The organism is Pseudoroseomonas ludipueritiae, assembly GCF_014490445.1.
Taxonomy (GTDB): Bacteria; Pseudomonadota; Alphaproteobacteria; order Acetobacterales; family Acetobacteraceae; genus Pseudoroseomonas; species Pseudoroseomonas ludipueritiae.
The window spans coordinates 1-22,813 of the sequence record NZ_JACTUZ010000012.1; the positions used below are offsets into that span (position 1 = coordinate 1).

Consider the following 22,813-nt stretch of genomic DNA (forward strand, 5'->3'; position numbering starts at 1 on the left):
CCAGCAGCGCCTGGGCCACGGCCTCAGCCTGGGTGGCACCCGCCCCGGCGGGCAGATGCGCGGCGACGGGCCGCCGGTCCTCCGGCCGCAGCAGCAGCGTGCCGGGGGAGCGCGCCATCTGGCCCACCAGCGCGGCGTCATAGACATGGTCGGCGCGCAGCAGCAGGGCGGCGCTTTCGCCCGCCCCGGCCACCGGCACCTTGGCGCGGGTCAGCGCACGGCGCAGCAGCTCGGAGGAAGGCATGCTCCAGACCGGCACCGGCCCCTCGCCCAGCAGCCGTGCCGCCACTGGCGCGGGGGCATTCGCCGCCGGTGCGGCAGCCGCTATGGTCGCCCCCTTATGTCCCTGGTCCTGGCCCATCTTTCCGATCTCCACCTGCCACCCGAGGCTGGGCCGACCCTTCGGCAGCTCTTTGGCAAGCGCTTGCTGTCCTACCTTGCGTGGCAACGCAAGCGCCGCCGCCGCACCGAACTGCCTTTGCCCCGCCTGCTGGAGGATCTGGCCGCCTTCGCGCCGGAAGCGATCGCCGTCACCGGCGACCTGACGCATTTCGCCCTGCCGGACGAGTTCCGCGCCGGGCGCGCCTTCCTGCAACGGCTGGGGCCGCCGGGCAAGGTGCTGGCCATTCCCGGCAACCACGACGCGCTGGTGCCGGTGCCCTGGGCGGCGGGGCTGGGCCATTGGGCCGAGTGGATGCGCGGCGACACCGCCGGCTTCGAGGGTTTCCCCTTCCTGCGCCGCATCGGCGATGCGGCCATCATCGGCCTCTCCACCGCCGTGCCGACCATGCCGGGCCTCGCCTCCGGCCGGCTGGGGCGGGAGCAGGTGGACCGGCTCGGCTCATTGCTGGCGGAGGCGGGGCGCCAGGGCCTGTGCCGCGTGGTGCTGATCCACCACCCGCCGCTGGGCGAGAACCGCCGGCGCGGGTTGCAGGACCGGGCGGCGCTGTTGCAGGTGCTTGCCCAACATGGGGCGGAGATGCTGCTGCATGGCCATAGCCACCGCCCCGCCCTGCTGCCGGTGGCGGGCCCGGCCGGGCAGGTGCTGCCGAGCATCGGGGTGCCCCAGGCCCTGGCGGGGGCGGGGCACCGTCATCTCTCGCGCTGGCACCTCTACCGCCTCGGCCGGGAAGGCGGCGCCTGGGTGCTGGAAACCCTGGTGCGCGGCTACGACCCGGCGGCGGGCCGCTTCCGCAGCCTGGGCGAATGGCGCCTGAGGCTCGGCGGCGCGGTGGGGGAGGCGGCGGTCAGTATCGCAGCCTGATCGGTACACGGCCTCCCTCCGGCCCCACCTGGAAGCGCACGGAGTCGAAGCTCGGCAGGCCGATCACCGTCGGCGCGTCGTTGGAGAAGCCATAGCCTTCCGCCGGCATGCCCAGCAGCGTGCGGTTGAAATCATGGTCGTCATTCTCGTCGTGATAGACCGCGACCGCGTAGATGCCGGGGGTGGAGACGGCGAAGCAGGCCTCCGCCTGGGTGCTGTGCAGCGGCACGCGCTGCCGGGCCAGCTTGCCGGTGCGGGCCAGGAAGGCATCGGGCCGGCTGCCATAGAGCGTGATCGTCATGTTGCCCGCGACCTTGCGCGCGCCGCTGACCACCACCTCGATGCGCGGCCCATTCGGCGCGCCGGGGGCGCCGCAAATCCCCGCCACCTGTTCCGCGGCGCTGACGGATGCCAGTGGCGCCAGGGCCAGCATGGCGAGCAGCACAGGCCAGCCACGTCTCAGCCGCCGCAGCCGCCCCTCGTCCTCGGCGGCGTGAGGGACTATGTTGAGCCCCGGAAACGCCCTTCGTCCCCTCTGTTTTTTGAGACGCGGAATGCCAAGTGCGACACTGAACAAGTTCGGGTATCCCATGACGCTGGTGGGGGAGACGAAGCACTGGGCGGTGCTGGTGCGCCCGGAGCAGCCGACGCTCGGCAGCCTGGTCATGATCTGCCGCGAGCCTGTTACAGCCTTCGGCGAGGTCAGCCCGGCCGCCTTTGCCGAGATGGGCGGCGTGGTGGCGCGGATCGAGGCCCTGCTGCGGGATTTCATCGGCTACGCCAAGATCAACTACCTCATGCTGATGATGGTGGACCCCGATGTCCATTTCCACGTCATCCCCCGCTATGAGGGCAGCCGTGAGCATAACGGCCTCTCGGTGCCGGATGCCGGCTGGCCCGGCCCCCCGGCGCTTGGCACGGCCGTGAAGCCGGATGAGGCGGCGCTGAAGGATCTGGTCGCCACGCTGCGCGCGCGCTGGGCCGGCCTGCCAGCCTGATGGACACGGCCCCCGCCACGCTGGAGGCACGGCCGCGCGCCACCAGGGGCGCCGGCAGTCCGCTGGTGACGCGCTATCTGCTGCGCCTGCTGGGGCGGCCGCTGGTGGCGACCCTGCTGGTGGTGCTGCCGGCCCTGCTGCTGGAGCGGCTGCTGCGGCTCTTCGACCTTGTCGCCACCAGTGCCGGCGCGGTGGGGCCGGTGATCCAGCTGGTGCTCTTCCTGGTGCCGCATTACATCGGCCTGGCGCTGCCGGCGGCCTTCTTTGTCAGCGTCTTCACCGTTATCACCCAGTTGAGCGAAAATCATGAGCTGGATGCCCTGCAAGGCACCGGCATGTCGCTCTCGCGGCTGGCGCGGCCCCTCCTGGCGGTGGGCGTGGCGCTGGCGCTGCTGGGGTTGTTGCTGCATGGCTATATGCAGCCGCTCGGCCGCTACAACTACCGCGCCGCCTTCAATGCCGTGACCCATGCCGGCTGGAACGCCAAGGTGGGCGCGGGGGACTTCATCCGCCTCGGCAGCCGCCTGACCGTCACGGCTGATTCCGTGGATGCCATGACCGGCCAGCTCACCGGCGTTTTCATCGAGCAGCGGCGGACCGATGGCACCGAGGTCACCACCACCGCCCGGCGCGGCTGGCTGGTGCGCCAGCCCGATGAAGGCACGCTGGTGCTGCAACTGGAAGGCGGCTCGCAGATCGAGGTTTCGCCCGAGGGCGAGGTGAATACCCTGCGCTTCGGGGATTCCTCCGTCACCCGCCCCTTCAGCCTCTCCATCCCGCCCTTCCGGGCCCGCGGCGACGACGAACGCGAGATGACGCTGGACGAGCTTTGGAAAGCCACGTCCGGCCCGCCGCCCACCTCGACCGGCGGCGGCGGCCCGATCCCGCACAGCCGCCTGGTGGGCGAGCTGCATGGCCGGCTGGTGCGCTCCTTCTCCTTCGCGCTGCTGCCGCTGCTGGCGGTGCCGATGGGCCTGGGCGCCAAGCGCACGCGGCGCTGGCAGGGCGTGGCGCTCTCGGCGCTGATCCTGGTGATCTACCACCATGGCGTGCAGCTGGCGGAATCGCTGGGCGATATCGGGCTGATCGACCCGCGCCCGGCGCTCTGGGGCCTTTTCGCCGGCTTCGCCATCCTCTCGGCGCTGGCCTTCCGCCATGCCAACCGCAATCCCTACGAAGGCCCCTTCGACGCGGTGCTGGAGCGGTTGGAGGGCGTGACCGCCGCCATCGGCGCCCGCCTGCCGCGCCGCCGCCGCCGTGCCGCCGCCGAGGCCTCTTCCGAGGCCGCGCAGCCATGATCCGCCGCCGCTACCTGTCGCGGCTGTTCCTGGGGCGGCTGCTGGCGGCGCTGCTCGGGCTGGCGGCGCTGATCCAGTTGCTGGACCTGTTGGACCGCGCCAGCGAGGTGCTGCACCGCGGCGGGCTGCTGGACCTCGCGCGCTATGCCGGGCTGCGGCTGCCCAGCGTGCTAGGGCAGATGGTGCCGCTGGCGGTGCTGATCGCCGGCATGCTGACGCTGCGCCGGCTGGCCATGACGCTGGAGATGACGGCCCTGCGCGCCGCCGGCATCCCCGTGCGGCGCGTGCTGGTGATGCTGCTGCCCGCCTGTGCCATGGCGGCGGTGGCGCAGGCGCTGCTGCTGGGCATCGTGGCCCCGCGCACGGAACGTGCCCTGGCCGCCTGGTGGGCCCGCACCGAAAGCCGTGCCCTGGTGCCGGACAAGAAGCCGCAGCGGGTGTGGCTGCGGGCTGGCTCGCAGATCATCGGCATCGACCGTGTGTCGCTGGATGGCACGCAGTTGCAGGGCGTGCTGCTGGTGCCCCGCAGTGCCGATGCCCTGGCCCTGGCCCGCATCGAGGCGGGCAGCGCCGAGCATACCTCCGCCGGCTGGACCCTGCGTGACGTGCGCGTGGCGGAGCCCAGCGGCGCCGTGCTGGCGCGGCAGGCGCTGCGCCCCTGGCCCGAGGGCCCGCCACCGGCCGAGATCCTGGACGTGGCACGGCCGACCGAGGCACAGGACCCCTGGTGGCTGCTGCGTGCCCTGCGGCGGGAAAAGGCGGTGGACCGTGGGCCCGCCTTCTACCAAACCCGCCTGCATACCATGGCGGCGCGGCTGCTGGGCCCCTTCGTGATGCTGCTGCTGGCCGCCGCCGTGGCCTTCGATGTACCGCGACGGGGTGGTGGCATGGCGCGGCCGCTGCTGGCGCTCTGCCTGGGGCTTGGCTTCATGCTGCTCGGCGGCCTGCTGGGCGCGCTGGGTGAGGCCGGGGTCATACCCGCCGCCCTGGCTGTCTGGACCGCGCCGATCCTTTTCGCCGCGATCGGCGGCAGCCTGCTGATCCGCTTCGAGGAACAATGATGACCGAGCACAGCCGGGCGGCGGTGGAGATCGTCCCGGTCTCCGGCGCCGCCGCCATGGAGCGTTTCATCCGCCTGCCGGAGCAGTTGCTGCGTGGCGACCCGAACTTCGTGCCGCCGCTGCGGATGGAGCGGCGCCTGGCCTTCTCCACGCGCAAGAACCCCTATTTCCGCCATGCCGAGGCCGCCTTCTGGCTGGCGCGGCGCGGCGGGCGGGTGGTCGGGCGCGTCAGCGCGCAGCAGGACCGGCTTTCCCCGCCCATGGCGGATGGCAGCCCCGCCGGCCATTTCGGCCTGCTGCTGGCCGAGGACGACGCGGATGTCCACGCCGCCCTGCTGCGCGCCGCCGAGGGCTGGTGCGCCGCGCGTGGGGTGAAGCGCATCACCGGCCCCTTCAGCCTGTCCATCAACGAGGAAAGCGGGCTGCTGGTGGCGGGCCACGACACGCCACCCATGCTGATGATGCCGCATGACCCGCCCCATACCGCCCGGCAACTGGAGGCGCTGGGCTACCGGCGGGAGAAGGACCTGCTGGCCTACCGGGTGGAAACCGCCGCGCCGCCTTCCGCCGCCGCCGCGCAACTGGTTGGGCGCGGCCTGCCGCCGGGCGTGGTGCTGCGGCCCATCCGCATGGGCGAGATGCGGCAGGAGGTCGCGCGGCTGGTGGGCATCTTCAACGATGCCTGGGCCGACAACTGGGGCTTCGTGCCCATCACCCAGGACGAGGTGGACACCATGGCCACCGCCCTGAAGCCGCTGCTGCGGGAGAAGCTGGTCTGGTTCGCGGAAGTGGAGGGGGAGGCGGTGGCCTTCGCCGTCTGCCTGCCCAATCTGAACGAGGCGATCCGTGACCTGGGCGGCAAGCTGCTGCCGCTAGGCTGGGCCAGGCTGCTCTGGCGGCTGAGGGGCCAGCGCATCCACACCGCACGGGTGCCGCTGATGGGGGTGAAGCGCAGCCTGGCCAAGGGCATGCTGGGCCGGGTGCTGCCCTTGTTCATCGTGGATGCGCTGCGGCGGGAGGCACGGGCGCAGGGCATCCGCACCATCGAGATGTCCTGGGTGCTGGAGGATAACCTGCCGATGCGCCGCCTGGCCGAGGCTGTGGGAGGCGAGGCGTACAAGACCTATCGCGTCTTCGGCAAGGACCTGGCGGCGTGAGCGGCGCCACCGCCCTGGTGCTGGCCGGCAGCCGTGCCGGCGCGGCGGACCCGATGGCCGTGGCCGCCGGCGTCTCCCACAAGGCGCTGCTGCCGGTGGCTGGCGTGCCGATGCTGGCACGGGTGCTGGAAGCCTTGCGGGACAGCCCCCGCATCGCTCGCATCGTGGTGATGATCGAGGCGCCGGAGCGCAGCCTGGCGGGCTTTCCGCTGGAGCCCGATGTGCTGCTGCGCCCGGCGCAGCCCTCGCCCAGCCTAAGCGTGGCGGCGGCGCTGGAGGAATTCGGCGCGCCGCTGCTGGTCACCACCGCCGATCATGCGCTTCTGACGCCCGCCATGGTGGCGGAGTTCATGGCCGACCTGCCGCCGGGTGTGGACGCGGCGGCGGGGCTGGCGCGGTCGGAGGTGGTGCTGGCCGCCTGGCCGGGTACGCGCCGCACCTGGCTGCGCTTCCGCGGCGGGCGCTTCAGCGGCTGCAACCTGTTCTGGATGGGCACGCCGCGCGCCGCTGGGGTGGTGGAGTTCTGGCGGCGGGTGGAGCAGCAGCGCAAGAAGCCGCTGGCCATGGTGCGGATGCTGGGTCCCTGGGTGCTGCTGCGCTTCGCACTGGGCCTGCTCAGCCTGCCGCAGGCCCTGGCCGCGCTGGGGGCCCGCACCGGCACGCGGCTGGGAGTGGTGCAGATGCGCTTTGCCGAGGCCGCCGTGGATGTGGACAAGCCCGCCGACCTGGAACTGGCCGAAGCCGTCCTGGCGCGGCGGGGCTGAGGGCAGGGGCTATTCGGCCGCCGCCGGTGCGAGGCCGGCCTGGCGCCAGCGCTGGCCCAGCAGCTCCGCCCGCATCACATCGGCCGGGAAGTCGATCTCGCCCCAGGAGAGGCCCTCGATGGAGGCGACGCGGACCTCGGTCTTGGCCGCAAGGGCGTCGATGACGGAAAGGTACCAGCGCTTCAGCCCCTCCGGCTGGCGCATCACCGCCTCCACCCCCGCTGTGAACTGGGTGCCGCCTTCCCCACGGAACAGCAGCATGCCGATCGACTCGCCATGGGTGCGCTCCGGCGGCAGGGTCTTGCCGATGGCGCGCAGGCGCGTGCCTTCCAGCGAGACCTTCATGTCGTCGTCGTCGTAATGCGGCTTGCGGTCGATGGTGACGGTGATGGGCACCTGGGGCGCCTGCAACAGCCGGGTCAGGATGGCGGGCTCGAAGAGCGTGTCGCCATTCAGCAGCACGCAGCCATCCTCGCGGCTGCCGCTTTCCAGCACGTCGCGGGCGAGGAAGCAGCTACCGATATTGTCGGCCACGGCGAAGAAGGGATTGAACCGCGCCCTTACCCTGGCGGCGAAGCTCCCGAGTCCCGCCAGCATCTCATCCACCCGCCCGGCCCCGAATCCGGTCACAACCGTGACATCGGTGATGCCATTGGCGGCCAGGCCCCGGAGCTGCCATTCCAGCACGGGCATGCCGGCCACGGGCAGGAGGCACTTGGGGCGGGTCTCGGTCAGGGGCATGAGGCGCCGGCCCTGGCCGGCACAGAGAATAACAGCACGCAAGATATTCTGGTCCTCGTCGGCCGGGGCTGCGGCACCGCCGCGGAGCCCGGGGCCTGAGCTCCGGGTCAAGGGGGCAAGGCTAGCATCGGACCCGCTCTTACGCCACGGCAGGGCAGCTCTGCATCCGCCATTGTCATCCAACCGCAAGATTGACGCGGTGGAAGCGAGTCTCTAGGCAGGCGTGGCGAACTCCCGATCGTGGAGCCGCCTCTATGCCCGCCGGAGCTCTAGGCGGGCTGTATTCGTTTCCGGCCAGGCCGGACATCAGGGCGGAGATAGCTCTACATGCCGCTTCCGATCCCGACCTTGAGCGGCCTTCCGCTGCGCCGGGGTGAGTTCGATTCGCTGCCACAGGCCCTGGATTACGCTGCCGGCGGGGCCACCGGGCTGGCTTTCCATTCCATCCGTGGCGGCCATGTCGCCAGCCTTCCTTACCGCGAGTTACGGCAGGACGCCCTGGACCTGGCGGGGCGGATGCTCGGCGCCGGCCTGCGGCGTGGGGAGCGGGTGGCCATGCTGGCGGATACCTCTCCTGATTTCGTGCGCGCCTTCTTCGCCGCGCAGTATGCCGGGCTGGTGCCGGCGCCGCTGCCGCTTCCGCCGCCCTTCGGCGGGCGTGATGCCTATGTGGGGCAGATCGACCGGCTGCTGCGCGAGTCGCGGGCCGCGGCCCTCTTCACCCCCGCCGAGATCCTGCCCTGGCTTTCCCCGGTGGCGGAGCGGCTCGGCCTGAAGCTGTTTGGCACGGTGGAGCAGATGCGCGGCGTGCAGCCCGGTGCCGAGGCGCCGGTGCCGAGCGGGCCGGAAGACATCGCCTATCTCCAGTTCTCCTCCGGCAGCACGCGCCATCCGGCGGGTGTGGCGGTGCGGCAGCGGGCGGTGATGGCCAATACCTCGGGCATCATGCAGCACGGGCTGAAGATGCGCCTGGGCGACCGCACCACCTCCTGGCTGCCCTTCTACCATGACATGGGGCTTGTCGGCTTCCTGCTGACCCCGGTGGCTGGCCAGCTCTCGATCGACCTGATGCCGACGGCGGATTTCGCCCGCCGGCCGATGATGTGGCTGTCGATCCTTTCCGAGTACAAGGGCACGCTCTCCTTCAGCCCCTCCTTCGGCTACGAGCTTTGCGTGCGCCGCCGGGCCGCCGTGCCGGAAGGGCTGGACCTGTCTTCCTGGCGCGGCGCGGGCCTGGGTGGCGACATGATCCGCCCGCATGTGCTGGCCAGCTTCGTGGAAACCTTCGCCCCGCATGGCTTCCGGGCCGAGGCGCTGGTGCCCAGCTACGGCATGGCCGAGGCGACGCTGGCCATCTCCTTCGCCGAGCTGGACCGTGGCATCCGGACCGATGAGATCGACCTGACCCGGCTGGAAACCGATGGCCGCGCTGAGCCCGCCACCGAGGCCACAGAGCGCCGCCGCCAGTTCGTCGCCTGCGGCGCCGTTCTGCCGGAGCACGAGCTGGATATTCGTGACGCCGAGGGCCACAGCCTGCCGGACCGGCAGGTGGGCAGCATTCTGGTGCGCGGCCCCTCGATCATGCTGGGCTATGATGGCCAGCCGGAGCGCACGGCCGAGGTGCTTTCGCCCGATGGCTGGCTGAACACCGGCGACCTGGGCTACCGCCTGGATGGCGAGGTGGTGATCACCGGCCGCGCCAAGGACGTGATCCTGGTCAATGGCCGCAATATCTGGCCGCAGGACCTTGAGTGGTCGGTGGAGCAGGCGGTGCAGGGCCTGCGCACCGGCGACGTGGCCGCCTTCTCGGTCGATGAGGAAGGCGAGGAAACCGTGGTGGTGCTGGTGGAAGCCCGTGGCGCCCCGGACCCCACGGCGCGGGAGCGGCTGATCGCCGATGTCGGTGGCGTGCTGCGTTCCCGCCATGGGCTGGAAAGCCGGGTGGTGCTGGTGCCGCCGGGTGGGCTGGTGCAGACCTCCTCCGGCAAGCTGAGCCGGGCATGGACGCGCCGGAAGTACCTCGAAGGCGCCTACGGCCCGGTCGCGAGCGCGAATTCGGAAGCCGCCTGACGCATGGGGCTGGTGGCCGTCACCGGCGGCACCGGCTTCGTTGGCCGTTATGCCGTCGCGGCGCTGGCGCGGGCCGGGTGGTCGGTGCGCATGCTGGTGCGGCGGGACCCGGTGCACCCGCTTCTGCGGGACGTGGTGCCGGAACTGGTGCTGGGCGACCTTGAGGAAGAGGCCGCGCTGGCCCGGCTGGTGCGCGGCGCCGACGCCGTGGTGCATATCGCCGGCCTGACCAAGGCGCCCGACCTCGATGGCTTCCTGCGCGTCAACCGCGACGGCACCGCCCGCATCGCCGCCGCCGTGGCGCGTGAAGCGCCGGGAGCGCGGCGGCTGCTGGTCTCATCCCTCGCGGCGCGGGAGCCGACCCTGTCGCATTACGCCGCCAGCAAGCGGGCAGGGGAAGAAGCGGCACGCGCCGCGCCGGGCGGCGAGGGCTGGACCATCCTGCGCCCCGGCGTGGTCTATGGCCCGGGCGACGAGGAAGGGAAGGCGCTGCGTGGCCTGGCCACCGCGCCGCTGGCCGCCATGCCGGGCCCGCCGGAGCCGCGCATCGCCATGATCCATGCCGCCGATGTGGCGGAAGCCATTGCCGCTTTCTGCGGCGCCGGCATGGCAGGCGGGCTCCACGAACTCTGCGATGCACGCCCTGATGGCTATGGCTTCGCCGAGGTGCTGGCCATCACCGCCGCCGCCCTGGGCCGCAGGCCGCCGCGCATGCTGCGGCTGCCGGATGCCGTTTTCCTCGGCGCCGGCGCGGCGGCGGATCTCTGGGCCGGCCTCAGCGGCCGGCGAGGCATCTTCGGCCGTGGCAAGGCGCGCGAGTTGCTGCACCGCGACTGGAGCGCCAACCGCGCCCTGCTGCCGCCCGCCACGCTCTGGGCGCCGCAGATCCCACTGGCACGGGGCATGGAAGGCGTGGCGAAATGGTGGGCGAATGGCTCCGCCGAGGTCACGCTTGCTGGCGCGCATCTACCCGGAGTCGATAATTCGGACTAGTGTCTCCGCCCCTGCTCCAAGACGCAGGCCGGGACCATTACATCGCAGCTGCGGCCGGGCTTCCGCCGATGGCGCACAACAACCACCGTGGGGAACAACGATGAACGACATGGCACAGGGCAGCCAGGCACAATCCGGCAAGAAGCTGCAGCCGGGCGTGGTGACCGGCGCCGACTACCTGACGCTGCTGGAGGCCTGCCGCGAGGGCGGCTATGCCCTGCCCGCGGTGAACGTGGTCGGCACCAACAGCATCAACGCGGTGCTGGAAGCGGCGGCGAAGAACAAGTCCGACGTCATCATCCAGCTCTCGAACGGCGGCGCCCGCTTCTTCGCCGGTGAGGGCTGCCCCGATGCCGCCGCCGCCCGTGTGCTGGGCGCCGTTTCCGCCGCGCAGCATGTGCATACCGTTGCCAAGGCCTATGGCATCTGCGTGGTGCTGCACACCGACCACGCCGACCGCTCCCTGCTCGGCTGGGTCAATGCCATGATCGACCATGGCGAGGAGCACATGAAGAAGACCGGCAAGCCGCTCTTCTCTTCCCACATGATCGATCTCTCGGCCGAGCCGCTCGATGTGAACATCGAGGAATGCGCCAAGGTCCTGAAGCGCATGGCGCCGCTGGGCATGAGCCTGGAGATCGAGCTGGGCGTGACGGGCGGCGAGGAAGACGGCATCGGCCATGATGTCGAGGAAAGCGCCGACAACGCCCACCTCTACACGCAGCCTGAGGACGTGCTGAAGGCCTGGGAGGTGCTCTCCCCCATCGGCCATGTCACCATGGCGGCCTCCTTCGGCAACGTGCACGGCGTCTATGCCCCGGGCAACGTGAAGCTGCGGCCGGAGATCCTGAAGGCGTCGCAGGAAGCGGTGTCCAAGAAGTTCGGCGGCGGCGACAAGCCGATGGCGCTGGTCTTCCACGGCGGCTCGGGCTCGGAGAAGGACAAGATCACCGAGGCCGTGTCCTATGGCGTGTTCAAGATGAACATCGACACCGACACGCAGTTCGCCTTCGCCGAGCCGGTGGGCGCCTATGTCGATGCCAATCCGGTGGCCTTCAAGCACCAGATCGACCCGGCCACCGGCAAGCCGCAGAAGAAGCTCTACGACCCCCGCAAGTGGCTGCGCGCGGGCGAGAAGGGCATCGTGAAGCGCCTGGACGAGGCCTTCGCCGACCTGGGCTCCGCCGGCCGCTCGCTGGCGCAGTAAGCGACTTCGGCCCGGCGCGTCACGGCGCGCCGGGCCAGCCCTCGGCCTGGCTGAGGGCGCGGGCCGCCTCGATGGCCAGGGGCCCGACGCGGCGGCGGAAGGCATCCACTTCCCATTCCGCCAGCGACGCCGCGACATGGATCGCGGCCACCGGCCGCCCCTCCCGGTCCCGTACCGCGGTGGCCAGCACAATCTCCCCCAGCAGCGTTTCCTCGGCCGTCAGGGCGAAACCGTCCCGCCGCGCCTCGGCGATCTTGCGCCGCAGGCCGGGCAGGTCCGTGATGGTCCTGGGCGTCAGGCGGGGTCGTTCCGATTGCGCCAGGATTGCCTCGGCCTCGGCGGATGGCAGCGCCGCCAGCATCGCCCGGCCGCCGGAGCTACTGAAGGTGGGCTGCCGCCGCCCGACCAGCGTGGCGAAGAAGCTTTCCCGCTTGCTTTGCAGCCGCACCGCATAGACCACGCTGGCGCCGTCGAAGAGGCTGAGGTCCACGCGCTCCTGCACCGTGCGGCGCAACTCCTGCAGCACAGGCGTGGCACGCTCCACAAGCGGGTTCATCCGCAGCGCGTCGAAGGAACGGTCCAGCAGCCGCTTGCCCGGCACCAGCCCGGCGCCCCCCGCGCCGCGTTCCAGGTAGCCCAGGGCCTGGAAGGTATGGGCGATGCGCTGCGCCGCGCTTTTGTCGAGCCCGCTGGCCGCAGCCAGCTCCGCCAGGGAAAGGGGGCGCGCCTGCTGCCCGAAGGCTTCCAGCACGCGCATGGCGCGTTCCACCGATTGCAGGAACAGGCGGTCGTCCGCGCCCTCCGGCACGGCTGGGCGCTTTCCCTTTGACACCTTCACCGAGGCTTCCTAGGCTTCAATTCCGATGTGACTGTATTGTAGAGCAATACGGGTTATGTCCAGTATTCTTTCGGGGCCTGCGGCATGGGTGGACGTTTCGATGGGCGGGTTGCGGCGGTAACCGGGGCCGCCTCCGGCCTCGGCCGCGCGGTGGCCGAATCCCTGGCGCGAGAAGGTTCCCGGCTGCTGCTGATGGACCGTGACGCGGCGGGGCTGGAAGCGCTGGCGGCCCGCTGCCCTGGTTCCCATGCCGTGGTGGTCGATGTTTCCAATGCCGCCGACATGGCGCGCGCGGCAGCCGAGGGGCTGGAACGCCTCGGCCCCGCCAGCCTGCTGGTCACTGCCGCCGGGATGCTCGGCCCAACGGTGCCTGCTGTGGAGGCGGAGGAAGCGGATTGGGACCGCGTCTTCGCCGTCAATGTGAAAGGCACGTGGCTGACCGCGCGGGCCTTCATTCCGCAGATCCGGCAGGCCGGTGGCGGCGCGGTGGTGACCATGGCCTCCACCGCCGGTCTCGCAGGCTCGCTGGCGCTGCCGGCCTATTCAGCCAGCAAGGGGGCGGTGGTGATGTTCACACGCTCCCTGGCGCTGGCGCATGCGCCGGAAGGCATCCGCGTCAATTGCGTCTGCCCCGGCTCCATCGAGACGCCGATGCTGGAAGCCACCTTCGCGGCGGCGGGAGATGAGGCGGCGGTGGCCGCGCGCATCGCCGCCTTCCGCGCCCGTCATCCGCTGGGCCGCTTCGGCAGGCCGGATGAGGTGGCGGAGACCGTGTTGTTCCTGCTGAGCGAAGGCGCCGGCTTCGTCACCGGCGTCGCCCTGCCTGTCGACGGAGGCCGCCTTGCCTGACCCCACCCGCTTCGCCGGAAAGGCCGCGATCGTCACGGGTGCGGCCGGCGGCATCGGCGCGGCCACGGCAGCCCGCCTGGCCGCCGAGGGCGCCAAGGTCCTTCTGGCGGATCGTGAGCCCGGCTTCGCGACCCCGCCTGGTGCCGCCGCCTGCGTGGTGGATATCACCGCGCCTGATGCCGGCAAGCGGCTTGCCCAGGCGGCGTTGGATGCCTTTGGCCGCATCGATATCCTGGTGAACAATGCCGGCATCGGCGGCTCCCGCCCGCTGCTGGACAGCGATGACGCGCTGATCGCGCGTCTCGTCGATACCAACCTGAGCGCCGTCCTGCGCGTGACGCGCGATGTGCTGCCGCATCTGACGCTGCCAGGTGGCTGCGTGGTGAATCTCTCCTCCGTCTTCGGGCTGGCGGGCTATCCGGGCAGCACGGCCTATGCGGTGGCCAAGGCGGGCATCGCGCAGTTCACCCGTCAGCTGGCGGCGGAGCAGGGGCCAAGCGGGTTGCGCGTCAATGCCGTGGCGCCGGGCGTCATCGAAACGGCGATGACGAAGGGGCATTTGCAGAATCCCGACTACCAGCGCGCCATGTTGGCCGCCACGCCGCTGCGCCGCAGCGCGCGGCCGGAGGAGATTGCCGGCGTCATCGCCTTCCTGGCATCGGAGGATGCATCCTTCGTGACGGGACAGGTGATCGTGGCCGATGGCGGCTGGCTGGACGGGCGACACCCGCCGCGCGGCGACGAACACTGAAAACAGGAACGACCATGATCGACATGAAGGTGAACTGGCCGAACGGGGCCCGCATCGCGGTGATGCTGACCTTCGACTTCGATGCCGAGACCCTGTGGCTCTCCCGCGACCCGGCCAATGCGCGCCGCCCCGGCATCCTGAGCCAGGGCGTCTATGGCGCGCGTGTCGCCGTGCCGAAGATCCTGGAGACACTGGCGGAGGAAGAGGTCAAGGCCACCTTCTTCGTGCCCGGCTGGACCGCGGAGCATCATGCCAGCCGTGGCGAGATGATCCTGAAGGGCGGGCATGAGATCGCGCACCATTCCTATTCCCACAACTGGATCGATCCTGACTTCCCCGACAAGGAAGTGGAGGAGATGGAAAAGGGGCTGGAGGCGCTGAAGCGCGTGCTGGGCGTGGTGCCGAAGGGCTATCGCTCGCCGGCCGGGGAGAGCAGCGACAACATGGTCTCGCTGCTGCAGAAGCACGGCTTCCTGTATGACAGCTCACTGATGTCGGACATCAATCCCTATCGGCTGGAGCTGCCGGATGGCAGCCGCGGACCCATTGAGCTGCCCTGGCACTGGAGCCTGGACGACGCTCCGCATGCGCTCTTTTCCATCAAGAGCCCGCGTCCGATTTTTCCCAACAGCCACCTACGCGAGATCTTCCAGGACGAGTTCCGCGAGATCTACCGCTGGGGCGGCCTTTATAACCTTGTGATGCATCCGCAGATCAGCGGCCGGCCCAGCCGCGTGGCGCTGCTGCGCGAGATGATCCAGTGGATGAAGACTTTCCCCGGCGTCTGGTTCGCGACGGGCGCCGAGGTGGCGCAGGCCTGGTCCGCCGCGCATGAGGCTGGCTGAGCGCGATGACCAAAGGGGAAGATAAGGCCATGCAGCTTCGGAAATGGCTTCGCAGGACGGTCCTGGCCTCGGCGCTGCTGGCGACGGTGGGCATGGGGGCACCGGCGGCGGCCCAGCCGGCGGAAAAACCGCTGCGGCTGGTGATCAATGTCGGCTTGCAGGTGCTGGACCCGATCGTCGGCACCTCCTTCGTCACGCGCAACTTCGCTTACATGGTCTTCGACACGCTGGTGGCGATGGACAGCAAGGGCGACATCAAGCCGCAGATGCTGGAAGGCTGGCGGGTCAGCGACGATGGCCTGACCTATACCTTCACCCTGCGCCCTGGGCTGGAATGGCATGACGGCAAGCCGGTGACGGCGGAGGATTGCGTCGCCTCCATCAAGCGCTGGGGCGGGCGAGATTCCACTGGCCGCCGCCTGATGGCCGCCACCAGGGAGCTGCGGGCGGAGGGTGAGAACCGTTTCGTGCTGCAACTGGCGCGGCCCTTCGGTGGCGTCATCGACGCACTGGCCAAGCCCAGCATCCATGTCCCCTTCATGATGCCCGCGCGCATCGCCGGCAGCACGCCACCGACGGAAGCGGTGAAGGAGATCATGGGTTCCGGTCCCTTCCTCTTCGTCAAGGAGGAATGGGTGCCGGGCGAGAAGACCGTCTTCCGCCGCAACCCGCGCTATCAGCCGCGCAGCGAGCCCGCCGATGGGCTGGCCGGCGGCAAGGTGGTGCATATCGGGCGCGCCGAGTTCATCAACATCAACGACCCGGCCACCCGCGCCGCCGCCTTGCAGAATGGCGAGGTGGATTATCTGGAATACGCGCCGCTGGACTTCCTGCCGGTGCTGAGCCGGGACCGCAACCTGACCATCGCCAAGCCCGGCGGCATCGCGCAGATCATGGGCGGGCTGGCGCTGAACCATGCCCAGCCGCCCTTCAACAACCTGAAGGTGCGCCAGGCCTTGCAGATGGCGCTGGACCAGGGCGAGACGGTGGCCGTGCATGGCCTGCCCGACGGCATGTTCAGGCCGATCTGCCAGTCCATGACCATGTGCGGCACGCGCTACAGCAGCGAGGCCGGCAGCGAGGGCATCCGGCAGCCCAATATCGAGCGCGCCCGCCAGATGCTGAAGGAATCCGGCTACAACAATGAGCGCGTGGTCTTCCTGCACCCGGCGGATTCGGCGCTGATCAACCCCATGGCCATGGTGGTGGCCGACCGCATGAAGCGGATGGGGCTGAATGTAGACCAGCAGACACTGGACTGGGCCACCGCCGCGCAGCGCTGGCTGAGCAAGGAGCCGGTGGAGAAGGGCGGCTGGAGCGCGGTGCCGGTGGTCTATACCGGCTTCGACCTTTCCGACCCGCTCAGCAATGTCGGCATCAGCTATAACTGCACGGGCAGCGCGCCCTGGCTTTACTGCGACGAGCAACTGACGCCGCTGCTGCGGCAGTTCGAGGCGGAAGCGGACCTTGAGAAGCGCAAGCAGATCATGGCGGAGATCAACCGCCACGCCTTGGCCAACGTGAATTTCCCGCTGACGGGGCAGTTCTCCAGCCCCGCGGTCTGGCGCTCGGAGCTGCAAGGGGTGATCGACTTCGGCTTCCCCGTGCTCTGGAACATCCGTCGCGCGGCACGCTGACCCAAAAGGAGGGGGACGCCGCCGCTCCCCCTCTTCCAGCCCGGGGTCATGGCTGACCCAACGGAAAAACTCTTCCGACCGGAAGATTTTCAGAGCATCGGATGTGTGGCCGGGCTGAAGCAGGGCCGCTTGAACCATGCGCCCGCGCGTTGCATCCTTGGCGCGACGGAGGCCAGCGATGGTGATCGCTAGGAATAATGTGCGTATCCTGGGGCGCGGGCGGCAATCTGTCGTCTTCGCGCATGGCTATGGCTGCGACCAGGAGGTCTGGCAACTGATGACGCCGGCCTTTCTGGCCGATTACCGTGTTGTACTCTTTGATCATGTCGGCTCCGGCGGCTCCGACCTTTCCGCCTATCATCCGGAGCGATATTCCAGCCTGCATGCCTATGCGGAGGATGTGCTGGAGGTCTGCGAGGCCAGCTGCGGCGATGCGCCGGTCTTTATCGGCCATTCGGTCGGCGCCATCATCGGTGCGCTGGCGGCGGCGCGGCAGCCTGGCTACTTCTCCCGGCTCGTGATGCTCACGCCATCACCCTGCTACCTCAATGATGGCGATTATCCCGGCGGCTTCAGCCGGCAGGATATCGAGGATCTGCTGGGGCTGCTGGACCGGAACCGGCTGAGCTGGGCGCGGCTGATGGCTGAGACCATCATGGGCAACCCGGACCGGCCCGCGCTGGCGGAGGCACTGGCGGAGCGCTTCTGCCGTACTGATCCATTGGTCGCGCGGCAATTCGCCCGCGTCACCTTCCTGTCCGACCACCGTGCCGTGCTGCCGGCGGTGAGCACGGAAACCCTGGTGCTGCAATGTGCCCATGACGCCATCGCGCCTGATGCCGTGGGGGCTTACGTGCAGGCGCATCTGCCGCGTGGCCATCTGGTACGGCTGAAGGCCAGCGGCCATTGCCCGCACCTCAGCGATCCGGTCGAGACGGCAGCGGCCATCCTGTCCTGGCTGGCGGATAGTCACTTCTCCCGGGCCAGGGCGTGAGAGGCCCGCCGGTCCCAGGAGCCGGCGCCCCGATGGATATGGATGGCGATGCCCCTGGCGGGCGGATCTCGACGCGGCCGGATGGCAGCATCCTGCAGGCCAACCGCACCTTCCTGAGTTGGACCGGGCATGACGAGGCCACGCTGCTGGCGGGCCGCCGCTTTCAGGACCTGCTGACCGCAGCCGGCCGCGTCTTCCACGACCTGCGCTACCTGCCGGCGCTGCTGCTGGGCGGGCTGGTGGAGGAGATGGACCTCGATCTGTTGCGGGCAGACGGACAGCGGCTGCCCGTCCTGGCCAGTGCGCGGCTGCTGCGCGGCGCGGAAGGCGAGCCGGAGCGCATTCTGCTCAGCTTCACCCTGGCCACGGAGCGCCGCCACTATGAGGAAGAACTCCTGCAGGCACGCCGCCGGGCCGAGGCGGCGGAGGCCGAAGCGCGGCAGGCCCTGCTCGCCGCGCAGTCCGCCAATGCGGCGAAGGGCCGCTTCCTTTCAGCCATGCAGCATGAGTTCCGTACGCCGATCGGGTTGATCATGGGCTATGGCGAGCTGCTGGTCATGGGGGCCGCGCCCGCCCAGCAGCGGGAATACCTCACGGCGATCCAGGACGCCGCCGGGCGCCTACTACATCTGGTGGATGACGCGGCGCTTTATACCGAGGTTCTCGCCGCCACGACGCCGCTGCACCTGACGACGATGTCCATTGGCCTGCTGACACGGCAGGCGACGCAGATGGCCGCGGTGCGGCTCGCCGATGCGGGATTGCGGGTCTCGGCCATGGCGGGGCCGGATCTTTCGGCCGCGATGGAGCCGAAGCTGATGCGCGACGGCATTGCCAGCCTGATGCGGGAACTGGCCAGCCACGCGCCCACGGGCGCGCGGCTGGAGGTCGGCTGGGTGTCGGGGGAGGGGGGGCTGGAACTGACCCTGTGCTGCGAGGCGCTGTCGCCGGAAGTGGCGGCGCGGCTACAGGACCCCCTGAGCGCGGAGAACCTGCACAGGCGCTCGCTGGAAGGCGCCGGGCTCGGCATTGCCATCGCGAAGCAAGTGATGGAACTGCACCAAGGCAGCCTCAGGCTGGAAAGCACCACTGGCGGTGGCACCCTCTTCCGCCTGACGCTGCCCCGAGGCGGTTGATCACCGCCATAACGGCACGTGTTGTGCTGGCTTCCACGGCAAACATGGCCGCAGATGTCAGAAGGGGCGGTAGGAGCCCATGAGGAAGCTGTTCTTCTCGCCCCAGCTGTTCCAGTTGCCATTCATCTCGGCCAGCTCGGCATAGGCAGCACTCTCGCGCTCACGGCGGGCGGCGGCGACCGCGTCTTCACGGGTCTTCTTGGTGCTGCGGATCTCGATCAGCTTGCTGTCCATAGGTCGGCCTCCTGCTCTGCATCTCAATTAGGGCAGAGCCTTGCCACATTCCAGCCCCAATTAAGGCGGGGAGGGTCACGTTTCTGCCATTTTCAGCCCGAATTAAACGCAGGAACTGCAACGATCCAGGAACAGAATGGGCTGAATTGAGGCGATGGTCGCCGAATTATGGCATGGGCTCACGGGCCGGCAGGGTGGGGCGCCGCCGCTCGCCAGGGCTGCGCAGGGGCTTCGGCCCAGGCCTCGGCGGCCACATGGCCCCCAGCAGGCTCAGTAGAAGCTGCGCCAGCAGCAGGCCCAGCATCAGCCCGGCCAAGCCATAGATCGCCCCTGCGGTGCTGATCACCACCTGCGGCACATGCGTGGCCCAGGCGATGCGCAGCACCTCCCGTGCCTCGGTTCTCATGTCCGTCGCCAGCGCCCAGCCTGCCTTCAGCGGCCGCAGCAGCTCCGGCGTAGCCAGCAGCCTTCTGTGGCTGTCGCGCAGCAGTTCCTCCCGCCTCATCGAGGCGGCCAGGCCTTCGGCATTCGCGGGCTCCAGCGGCCGCAGGGCATCCACGGCGGCGGCATCGGCCAGGGCCTCGTTCCAGCGGTAATGCTGGCGCGCGATCTCCTTGCGCTGGTCGATGTCGCGGCGGGTTCCCTCTGCCACCTGCAACAGGGCGGCAGTATAGGCATGGGTCAGCGCCGGCAGTTGCAGCGCCGCCAGTGCGAGCGCCAGCCCCAGCCCGAAGCGGATGCTGTCCGAAAGCCAACCCGCGATGAAGCGCCGCATCGGCACCTGTTCCTTGCTGCCCTTGGTCGGGAAAGCGGTGCGGGGGTGCGGGGTTGCGGGTGATGCCAGCCCGTTGCGGCTCGCCGAAAGCTGGTTTAGGCTGATTGCATACGTATGCAACAAATTGAGGGAGAGTGATCCATGGCACAGTGGCTCAAGCGCGGCACCGATGTGGAAGCCGCCAAATCCGCTGACCGGCAGGTACGGGAGACGGTGGAAGCCATCCTGCTGGATATCGAGGCACGCGGCGATGTCGCGGTGCGCGAACTCTCCATCCGCTTCGACAAGTGGGACCGCGACGGCTACCGCCTCAGCCCCTCCGAGATCCAGGACTGCATGGCCCAGCTGAAGGACCGCGACCTGGACGACATCGCCTTCGCCCAGACCCAGGTTCGCAACTTCGCCCAGGCGCAGCGGGACGCGCTGAAGGATATCGAGGTGGAGACGCTGCCGGGCGTGGTGCTCGGCCACAAGAACATCCCGGTGAATTCCGTGGGCTGCTACGTGCCGGGCGGCAAGTATCCGCTGCTGGCTTCGGCCCATATGTCCGTCATCACCGCCAAGGTGGCGGGGGTGCCGCGCATCATCACCTGCGCGCCGCCCTACCAGGGCAAGCCGGCGCCGGCCATCGTCGCCGCGCAGCACATGGCGGGGGCGGATGAGATCTACTGCCTGGGCGGCATCCAGGCCATCGGCGCCATGGCGCTGGGCACGCAGAGCATCGAGAGCGTGGACATGCTGGTCGGCCCCGGCAATGCCTTCGTGGCCGAGGCCAAGCGGCAGCTCTATGGCCGCGTCGGCATCGACCTCTTCGCCGGCCCCACCGAGACGCTGGTGATCGCGGATGAGGCCGTGGATGGCGAGATGTGCGCCACCGACCTGCTGGGCCAGGCCGAGCACGGCCCTGATTCGCCCGCCATCCTGCTGACCACCTCCGAGAAGCTGGCGCGGGAGACCATGGCCGAGGTGGAGCGCCTGCTGAAGATCCTGCCTACCGCCGAGATCGCGCGGAAGGCGTGGGAAAGCCATGGCGCCGTCATCGTCGCGGAAGACGATGAGGAGATGCTGAAGATCGCCGACCAGATCGCCTCCGAGCATGTGCAGGTCATGACGGAGGACCCCGACTGGTTCCTGGAGCGCATGACGAACTACGGCGCGCTCTTCCTCGGCCCGCGCACCAACGTGGCTTATGGCGACAAGGTCATCGGCACCAACCACACGCTGCCCACCAAGAAGGCGGCGCGCTACACGGGCGGCCTGTGGGTCGGCAAGTTCCTCAAGACCTGCACCTATCAGCGCGTGCTGACGGATGAAGCCTCGGCCAGCATCGGCGAATACTGCTCCCGCCTTTGCGCGCTGGAAGGCTTCACGGGCCATGGCGAACAGGCCAACCTGCGGGTGCGGCGCTACGGCGGCAAGAACGTGCCCTACGGCGCCGCCGCCGAATAAGAGAAGATCGAGGGAGGAGCGCACTCAATGGCCGAGAAGATCGCCATCATCGGCACAGGCCTGGTCGGCAGCGGCTGGGCCGTGGTCTTCGCCCGTGCGGGATGCGAGGTCGCCCTGTACGACGCCGCGCCCGGTGGGGCGGAGAAGGGGCGGGAGGTGGTGGCGCAGCAGCTCAACGACCTCGCCGCCTATGGGCTGGTGGAGGATGAGCCGCCGGCCATCCTGGGCCGCGTTTCCGTCGCCGCCACGCTGAAGGAGGCACTGGACGGCGCCGTCTACGCGCAGGAAAGCACCTTTGAGCGCACGGACGTGAAGCGCGAGGTCTTCAGCGCCATCGACGCGGTGATCGGGCCCGAGACGCTGGTGGGTTCCTCCTCCTCCGGCATCCCGGCCTCGGCCTATACAGACCACGTGGCCTGCAAGGCGCGCTGCCTGGTGGCGCATCCGGTCAACCCGCCCTCGCTGGCCCCGGTGGTGGAGCTGGTGCCCGCCCCCTGGACGGCACCCGAGACGGTGAAGGCCGTGCGGGCCCTCATGGAGCGTGTCGGCCAGGCGCCGGTGGAGATGACGCGGGAGATCGAGGGCTTCATCCTCAACCGCCTCCAGGGCGTGCTGCTGATGGAGGCCTGGCGGCTGGTGGAAGCCGGCCTCGCCACGGCCGAGGACGTGGACAAGACGGTCTCCAAGGGCCTCGGCCTGCGCTGGGCCTTCATGGGGCCCTTCGAGACCATCGACCTCAATGCCCCTGGCGGCGTGGCGGATTACGCGCGACGCCTGGGCCCGCTCTACCACAGCATCGCCGCCTCCACCGATGAGCACCGCGTCTGGGACGAGGCGCTGATCGGCCAGATCGAGGCGCAGCGGCGGGAGGTGCTGCCGGCCTCCGACCTCGCCACCCGCCGCGCCTGGCGCGACCGCCGGCTGATGGCGCTGGCCCGCCACCTGAAGAACGCGGAGGCCTCGTGATGCTGCCCCGCACGCCATCCTTCCGCCTGGACGGGCGGCGCGCGCTGGTGACGGGGGCGGGGCGGGGCATCGGCCTCGCCGCCGCCGCCGCATTGGCCGAGGCGGGGGCGCATGTCACCCTCGCCGCCCGCACGGCCAATGAGATCACGGAGGGCGCCGAGGCTATCCGCGCCGCCGGGGGCAGCGCCGATACGCTCTGCCTGGACATGGGCGACACCAGGGCCACCGCCGCCGCCCTGGCGGCGCGGGAACCCTATGGCATCCTGGTCAACAATGCCGGCACCAACCGCCCGGCGCCCTTCACTGAGGTGACGGTGGAGGATTTCGACGCGGTGATGAACCTGAACCTGCGCGGCGCCTTCTTCGCCGCCCAGGCGGTGGCGAAGCGGCTGGTGGAGGCCGGGCTGCCGGGCTCCATCATCCATATCTCCTCCCAGATGGGGCATGTGGGCGGGCCGCGCCGCACAGTCTATTGCGCCAGCAAGCACGCCATCGAGGGCTTGACCAAGGCCATGGCCATCGACCTGGCGCCGCATGGCATCCGGGTGAACAGCATCGGCCCCACCTTCATCGAGACGCCGCTGACGCGCCCCTTCTTCGAGGACCCGGCCTTCAAGGACCACGTGCTGGGCAAGATCAAGCTGGGCCGCATTGGGCAGGTGGAGGACCTGATGGGGGCGGTGCTCTTCCTGGCCTCCGACGCCTCGGCGCTGATGACCGGGTCGGCCATGCTGGTGGATGGCGGCTGGACGGCGGAGTAGGGAGACCCCATCTCTCCTGCCACAC

The 22,813-nt window shown here is 69.8% G+C and carries 23 protein-coding genes and 1 pseudogene; 18 read left to right on the forward strand and 6 right to left on the reverse strand.

The genetic code is table 11. The features are described from left to right. Positions 1 to 361: pseudogene (locus tag IBL25_RS05445) on the reverse strand (hypothetical protein); the annotation flags it as partial. Here IBL25_RS05445 and IBL25_RS05450 point away from each other — a divergent pair. Continuing rightward, on the forward strand, positions 341 to 1,264 hold the full coding sequence (locus tag IBL25_RS05450; RefSeq protein ID WP_187777544.1) for a metallophosphoesterase family protein: 924 nt from the start codon (positions 341 to 343) through the stop codon (positions 1,262 to 1,264). The pseudogene IBL25_RS05445 and the gene IBL25_RS05450 sit on opposite strands and share 21 nt — an antisense overlap. Here IBL25_RS05450 and IBL25_RS05455 read toward each other — a convergent pair. Then, complete coding sequence (locus IBL25_RS05455; RefSeq protein WP_187777545.1) at positions 1,248 to 1,709, reverse strand: DUF2141 domain-containing protein; 462 nt, start codon at positions 1,707 to 1,709, stop codon at positions 1,248 to 1,250. The two genes, IBL25_RS05450 and IBL25_RS05455, sit on opposite strands and share 17 nt — an antisense overlap. A gap of 109 nt (positions 1,710 to 1,818) precedes the next feature. Between IBL25_RS05455 and IBL25_RS05460 the strand changes: the two genes are divergently transcribed. Genes IBL25_RS05460 through IBL25_RS05480 form a run of 5 tightly spaced genes read left to right on the forward strand, consistent with a single transcriptional unit; the run spans position 1,819 to position 6,542 of the window. Next, positions 1,819 to 2,262, forward strand: a complete 444-nt coding sequence (locus IBL25_RS05460; protein WP_187777546.1) for an HIT family protein — start codon at positions 1,819 to 1,821, stop codon at positions 2,260 to 2,262. Continuing rightward, a complete protein-coding gene (locus IBL25_RS05465; protein ID WP_187777547.1) occupies positions 2,262 to 3,560 on the forward strand; it encodes an LptF/LptG family permease in 1,299 nt (432 codons plus the stop codon). The genes IBL25_RS05460 and IBL25_RS05465 overlap by 1 nt, the downstream gene beginning before the upstream one ends. After that, positions 3,557 to 4,621, forward strand: a complete 1,065-nt coding sequence (locus tag IBL25_RS05470; protein WP_187777548.1) for an LptF/LptG family permease — start codon at positions 3,557 to 3,559, stop codon at positions 4,619 to 4,621. The genes IBL25_RS05465 and IBL25_RS05470 overlap by 4 nt, the downstream gene beginning before the upstream one ends. Next, a complete protein-coding gene (locus IBL25_RS05475) occupies positions 4,621 to 5,778 on the forward strand; it encodes a GNAT family N-acetyltransferase (protein WP_238940238.1) in 1,158 nt (385 codons plus the stop codon). The genes IBL25_RS05470 and IBL25_RS05475 overlap by 1 nt, the downstream gene beginning before the upstream one ends. Then, entirely contained in the window at positions 5,775 to 6,542 is a 768-nt protein-coding gene (locus tag IBL25_RS05480) for an NTP transferase domain-containing protein (protein ID WP_187777550.1), read from the forward strand. Before IBL25_RS05475 ends, IBL25_RS05480 begins: the two co-directional genes overlap by 4 nt. Before the next feature lie 9 nt (positions 6,543 to 6,551). Here IBL25_RS05480 and IBL25_RS05485 read toward each other — a convergent pair whose 3' ends face one another. Next, on the reverse strand, positions 6,552 to 7,472 hold the full coding sequence (locus tag IBL25_RS05485; protein ID WP_456315855.1) for a phosphocholine cytidylyltransferase family protein: 921 nt from the start codon (positions 7,470 to 7,472) through the stop codon (positions 6,552 to 6,554). Positions 7,473 to 7,610: 138 nt separating this feature from the next. On the opposite strand from IBL25_RS05485, the gene IBL25_RS05490 reads away from it, so the two are divergent. The 3 genes from IBL25_RS05490 (at position 7,611) to fbaA (ending at position 11,553) form a co-directional block, all read left to right on the forward strand. After that, on the forward strand, positions 7,611 to 9,353 hold the full coding sequence (locus IBL25_RS05490) for a fatty acyl-AMP ligase (protein WP_187777552.1): 1,743 nt from the start codon (positions 7,611 to 7,613) through the stop codon (positions 9,351 to 9,353). A 3-nt stretch (positions 9,354 to 9,356) separates the two neighbouring features. After that, positions 9,357 to 10,346, forward strand: a complete 990-nt coding sequence (locus IBL25_RS05495; RefSeq protein WP_187777553.1) for an NAD-dependent epimerase/dehydratase family protein — start codon at positions 9,357 to 9,359, stop codon at positions 10,344 to 10,346. Positions 10,347 to 10,446: 100 nt separating this feature from the next. Continuing rightward, positions 10,447 to 11,553: a class II fructose-bisphosphate aldolase gene (gene fbaA, locus IBL25_RS05500; protein ID WP_379655935.1), complete on the forward strand. Its 1,107-nt coding sequence runs from the start codon at positions 10,447 to 10,449 to the stop codon at positions 11,551 to 11,553. 19 nt (positions 11,554 to 11,572) lie between these two features. Here the strand turns inward: fbaA and IBL25_RS05505 are convergent, their stop codons facing one another. Then, positions 11,573 to 12,361 (reverse strand): IclR family transcriptional regulator, encoded by a 789-nt coding sequence (locus tag IBL25_RS05505; protein WP_367615563.1) that lies wholly within the window; start codon positions 12,359 to 12,361, stop codon positions 11,573 to 11,575. A gap of 114 nt (positions 12,362 to 12,475) precedes the next feature. On the opposite strand from IBL25_RS05505, the gene IBL25_RS05510 reads away from it, so the two are divergent. The 6 genes from IBL25_RS05510 (at position 12,476) to IBL25_RS05535 (ending at position 18,603) form a co-directional block, all read left to right on the forward strand. Continuing rightward, positions 12,476 to 13,240 (forward strand): SDR family NAD(P)-dependent oxidoreductase, encoded by a 765-nt coding sequence (locus IBL25_RS05510; protein WP_187777554.1) that lies wholly within the window; start codon positions 12,476 to 12,478, stop codon positions 13,238 to 13,240. Then, entirely contained in the window at positions 13,233 to 13,991 is a 759-nt protein-coding gene (locus IBL25_RS05515) for an SDR family NAD(P)-dependent oxidoreductase (protein ID WP_187777555.1), read from the forward strand. The genes IBL25_RS05510 and IBL25_RS05515 overlap by 8 nt, the downstream gene beginning before the upstream one ends. Before the next feature lie 14 nt (positions 13,992 to 14,005). Beyond that, a complete protein-coding gene (locus tag IBL25_RS05520) occupies positions 14,006 to 14,836 on the forward strand; it encodes a polysaccharide deacetylase family protein (protein ID WP_187777556.1) in 831 nt (276 codons plus the stop codon). A gap of 29 nt (positions 14,837 to 14,865) precedes the next feature. Next, entirely contained in the window at positions 14,866 to 16,473 is a 1,608-nt protein-coding gene (locus IBL25_RS05525; protein ID WP_187777557.1) for an ABC transporter substrate-binding protein, read from the forward strand. Between the two features lie 178 nt (positions 16,474 to 16,651). Next, the gene (locus tag IBL25_RS05530; protein WP_187777558.1) at positions 16,652 to 17,467 is read left to right on the forward strand and encodes an alpha/beta fold hydrolase; all 816 of its coding nucleotides are present in this window, start codon (positions 16,652 to 16,654) and stop codon (positions 17,465 to 17,467) included. A 32-nt stretch (positions 17,468 to 17,499) separates the two neighbouring features. Then, complete coding sequence (locus IBL25_RS05535) at positions 17,500 to 18,603, forward strand: PAS domain-containing sensor histidine kinase (RefSeq protein WP_187777559.1); 1,104 nt, start codon at positions 17,500 to 17,502, stop codon at positions 18,601 to 18,603. 57 nt (positions 18,604 to 18,660) lie between these two features. On the opposite strand, the gene IBL25_RS05540 is transcribed toward IBL25_RS05535, so the two are convergent. Both IBL25_RS05540 and IBL25_RS05545 read right to left on the reverse strand, forming a co-directional pair. Then, positions 18,661 to 18,837, reverse strand: a complete 177-nt coding sequence (locus tag IBL25_RS05540) for a hypothetical protein (RefSeq protein WP_187777560.1) — start codon at positions 18,835 to 18,837, stop codon at positions 18,661 to 18,663. A gap of 166 nt (positions 18,838 to 19,003) precedes the next feature. Beyond that, complete coding sequence (locus IBL25_RS05545) at positions 19,004 to 19,612, reverse strand: DUF2937 family protein (protein ID WP_187777561.1); 609 nt, start codon at positions 19,610 to 19,612, stop codon at positions 19,004 to 19,006. Positions 19,613 to 19,753: 141 nt separating this feature from the next. On the opposite strand from IBL25_RS05545, the gene hisD reads away from it, so the two are divergent. The 3 genes from hisD to IBL25_RS05560 are packed head-to-tail and all read left to right on the forward strand — an operon-like array spanning position 19,754 to position 22,788. Further along, positions 19,754 to 21,061, forward strand: coding sequence for a histidinol dehydrogenase (gene hisD / locus IBL25_RS05550; RefSeq protein ID WP_187777562.1), 1,308 nt, complete (start codon positions 19,754 to 19,756; stop codon positions 21,059 to 21,061). A gap of 27 nt (positions 21,062 to 21,088) precedes the next feature. Continuing rightward, positions 21,089 to 22,027, forward strand: a complete 939-nt coding sequence (locus IBL25_RS05555) for a 3-hydroxyacyl-CoA dehydrogenase (RefSeq protein WP_187777563.1) — start codon at positions 21,089 to 21,091, stop codon at positions 22,025 to 22,027. Beyond that, positions 22,027 to 22,788, forward strand: coding sequence for an SDR family NAD(P)-dependent oxidoreductase (locus IBL25_RS05560; RefSeq protein WP_187777564.1), 762 nt, complete (start codon positions 22,027 to 22,029; stop codon positions 22,786 to 22,788). Before IBL25_RS05555 ends, IBL25_RS05560 begins: the two co-directional genes overlap by 1 nt. The last annotated feature ends 25 nt before the right edge of the window (positions 22,789 to 22,813 follow it).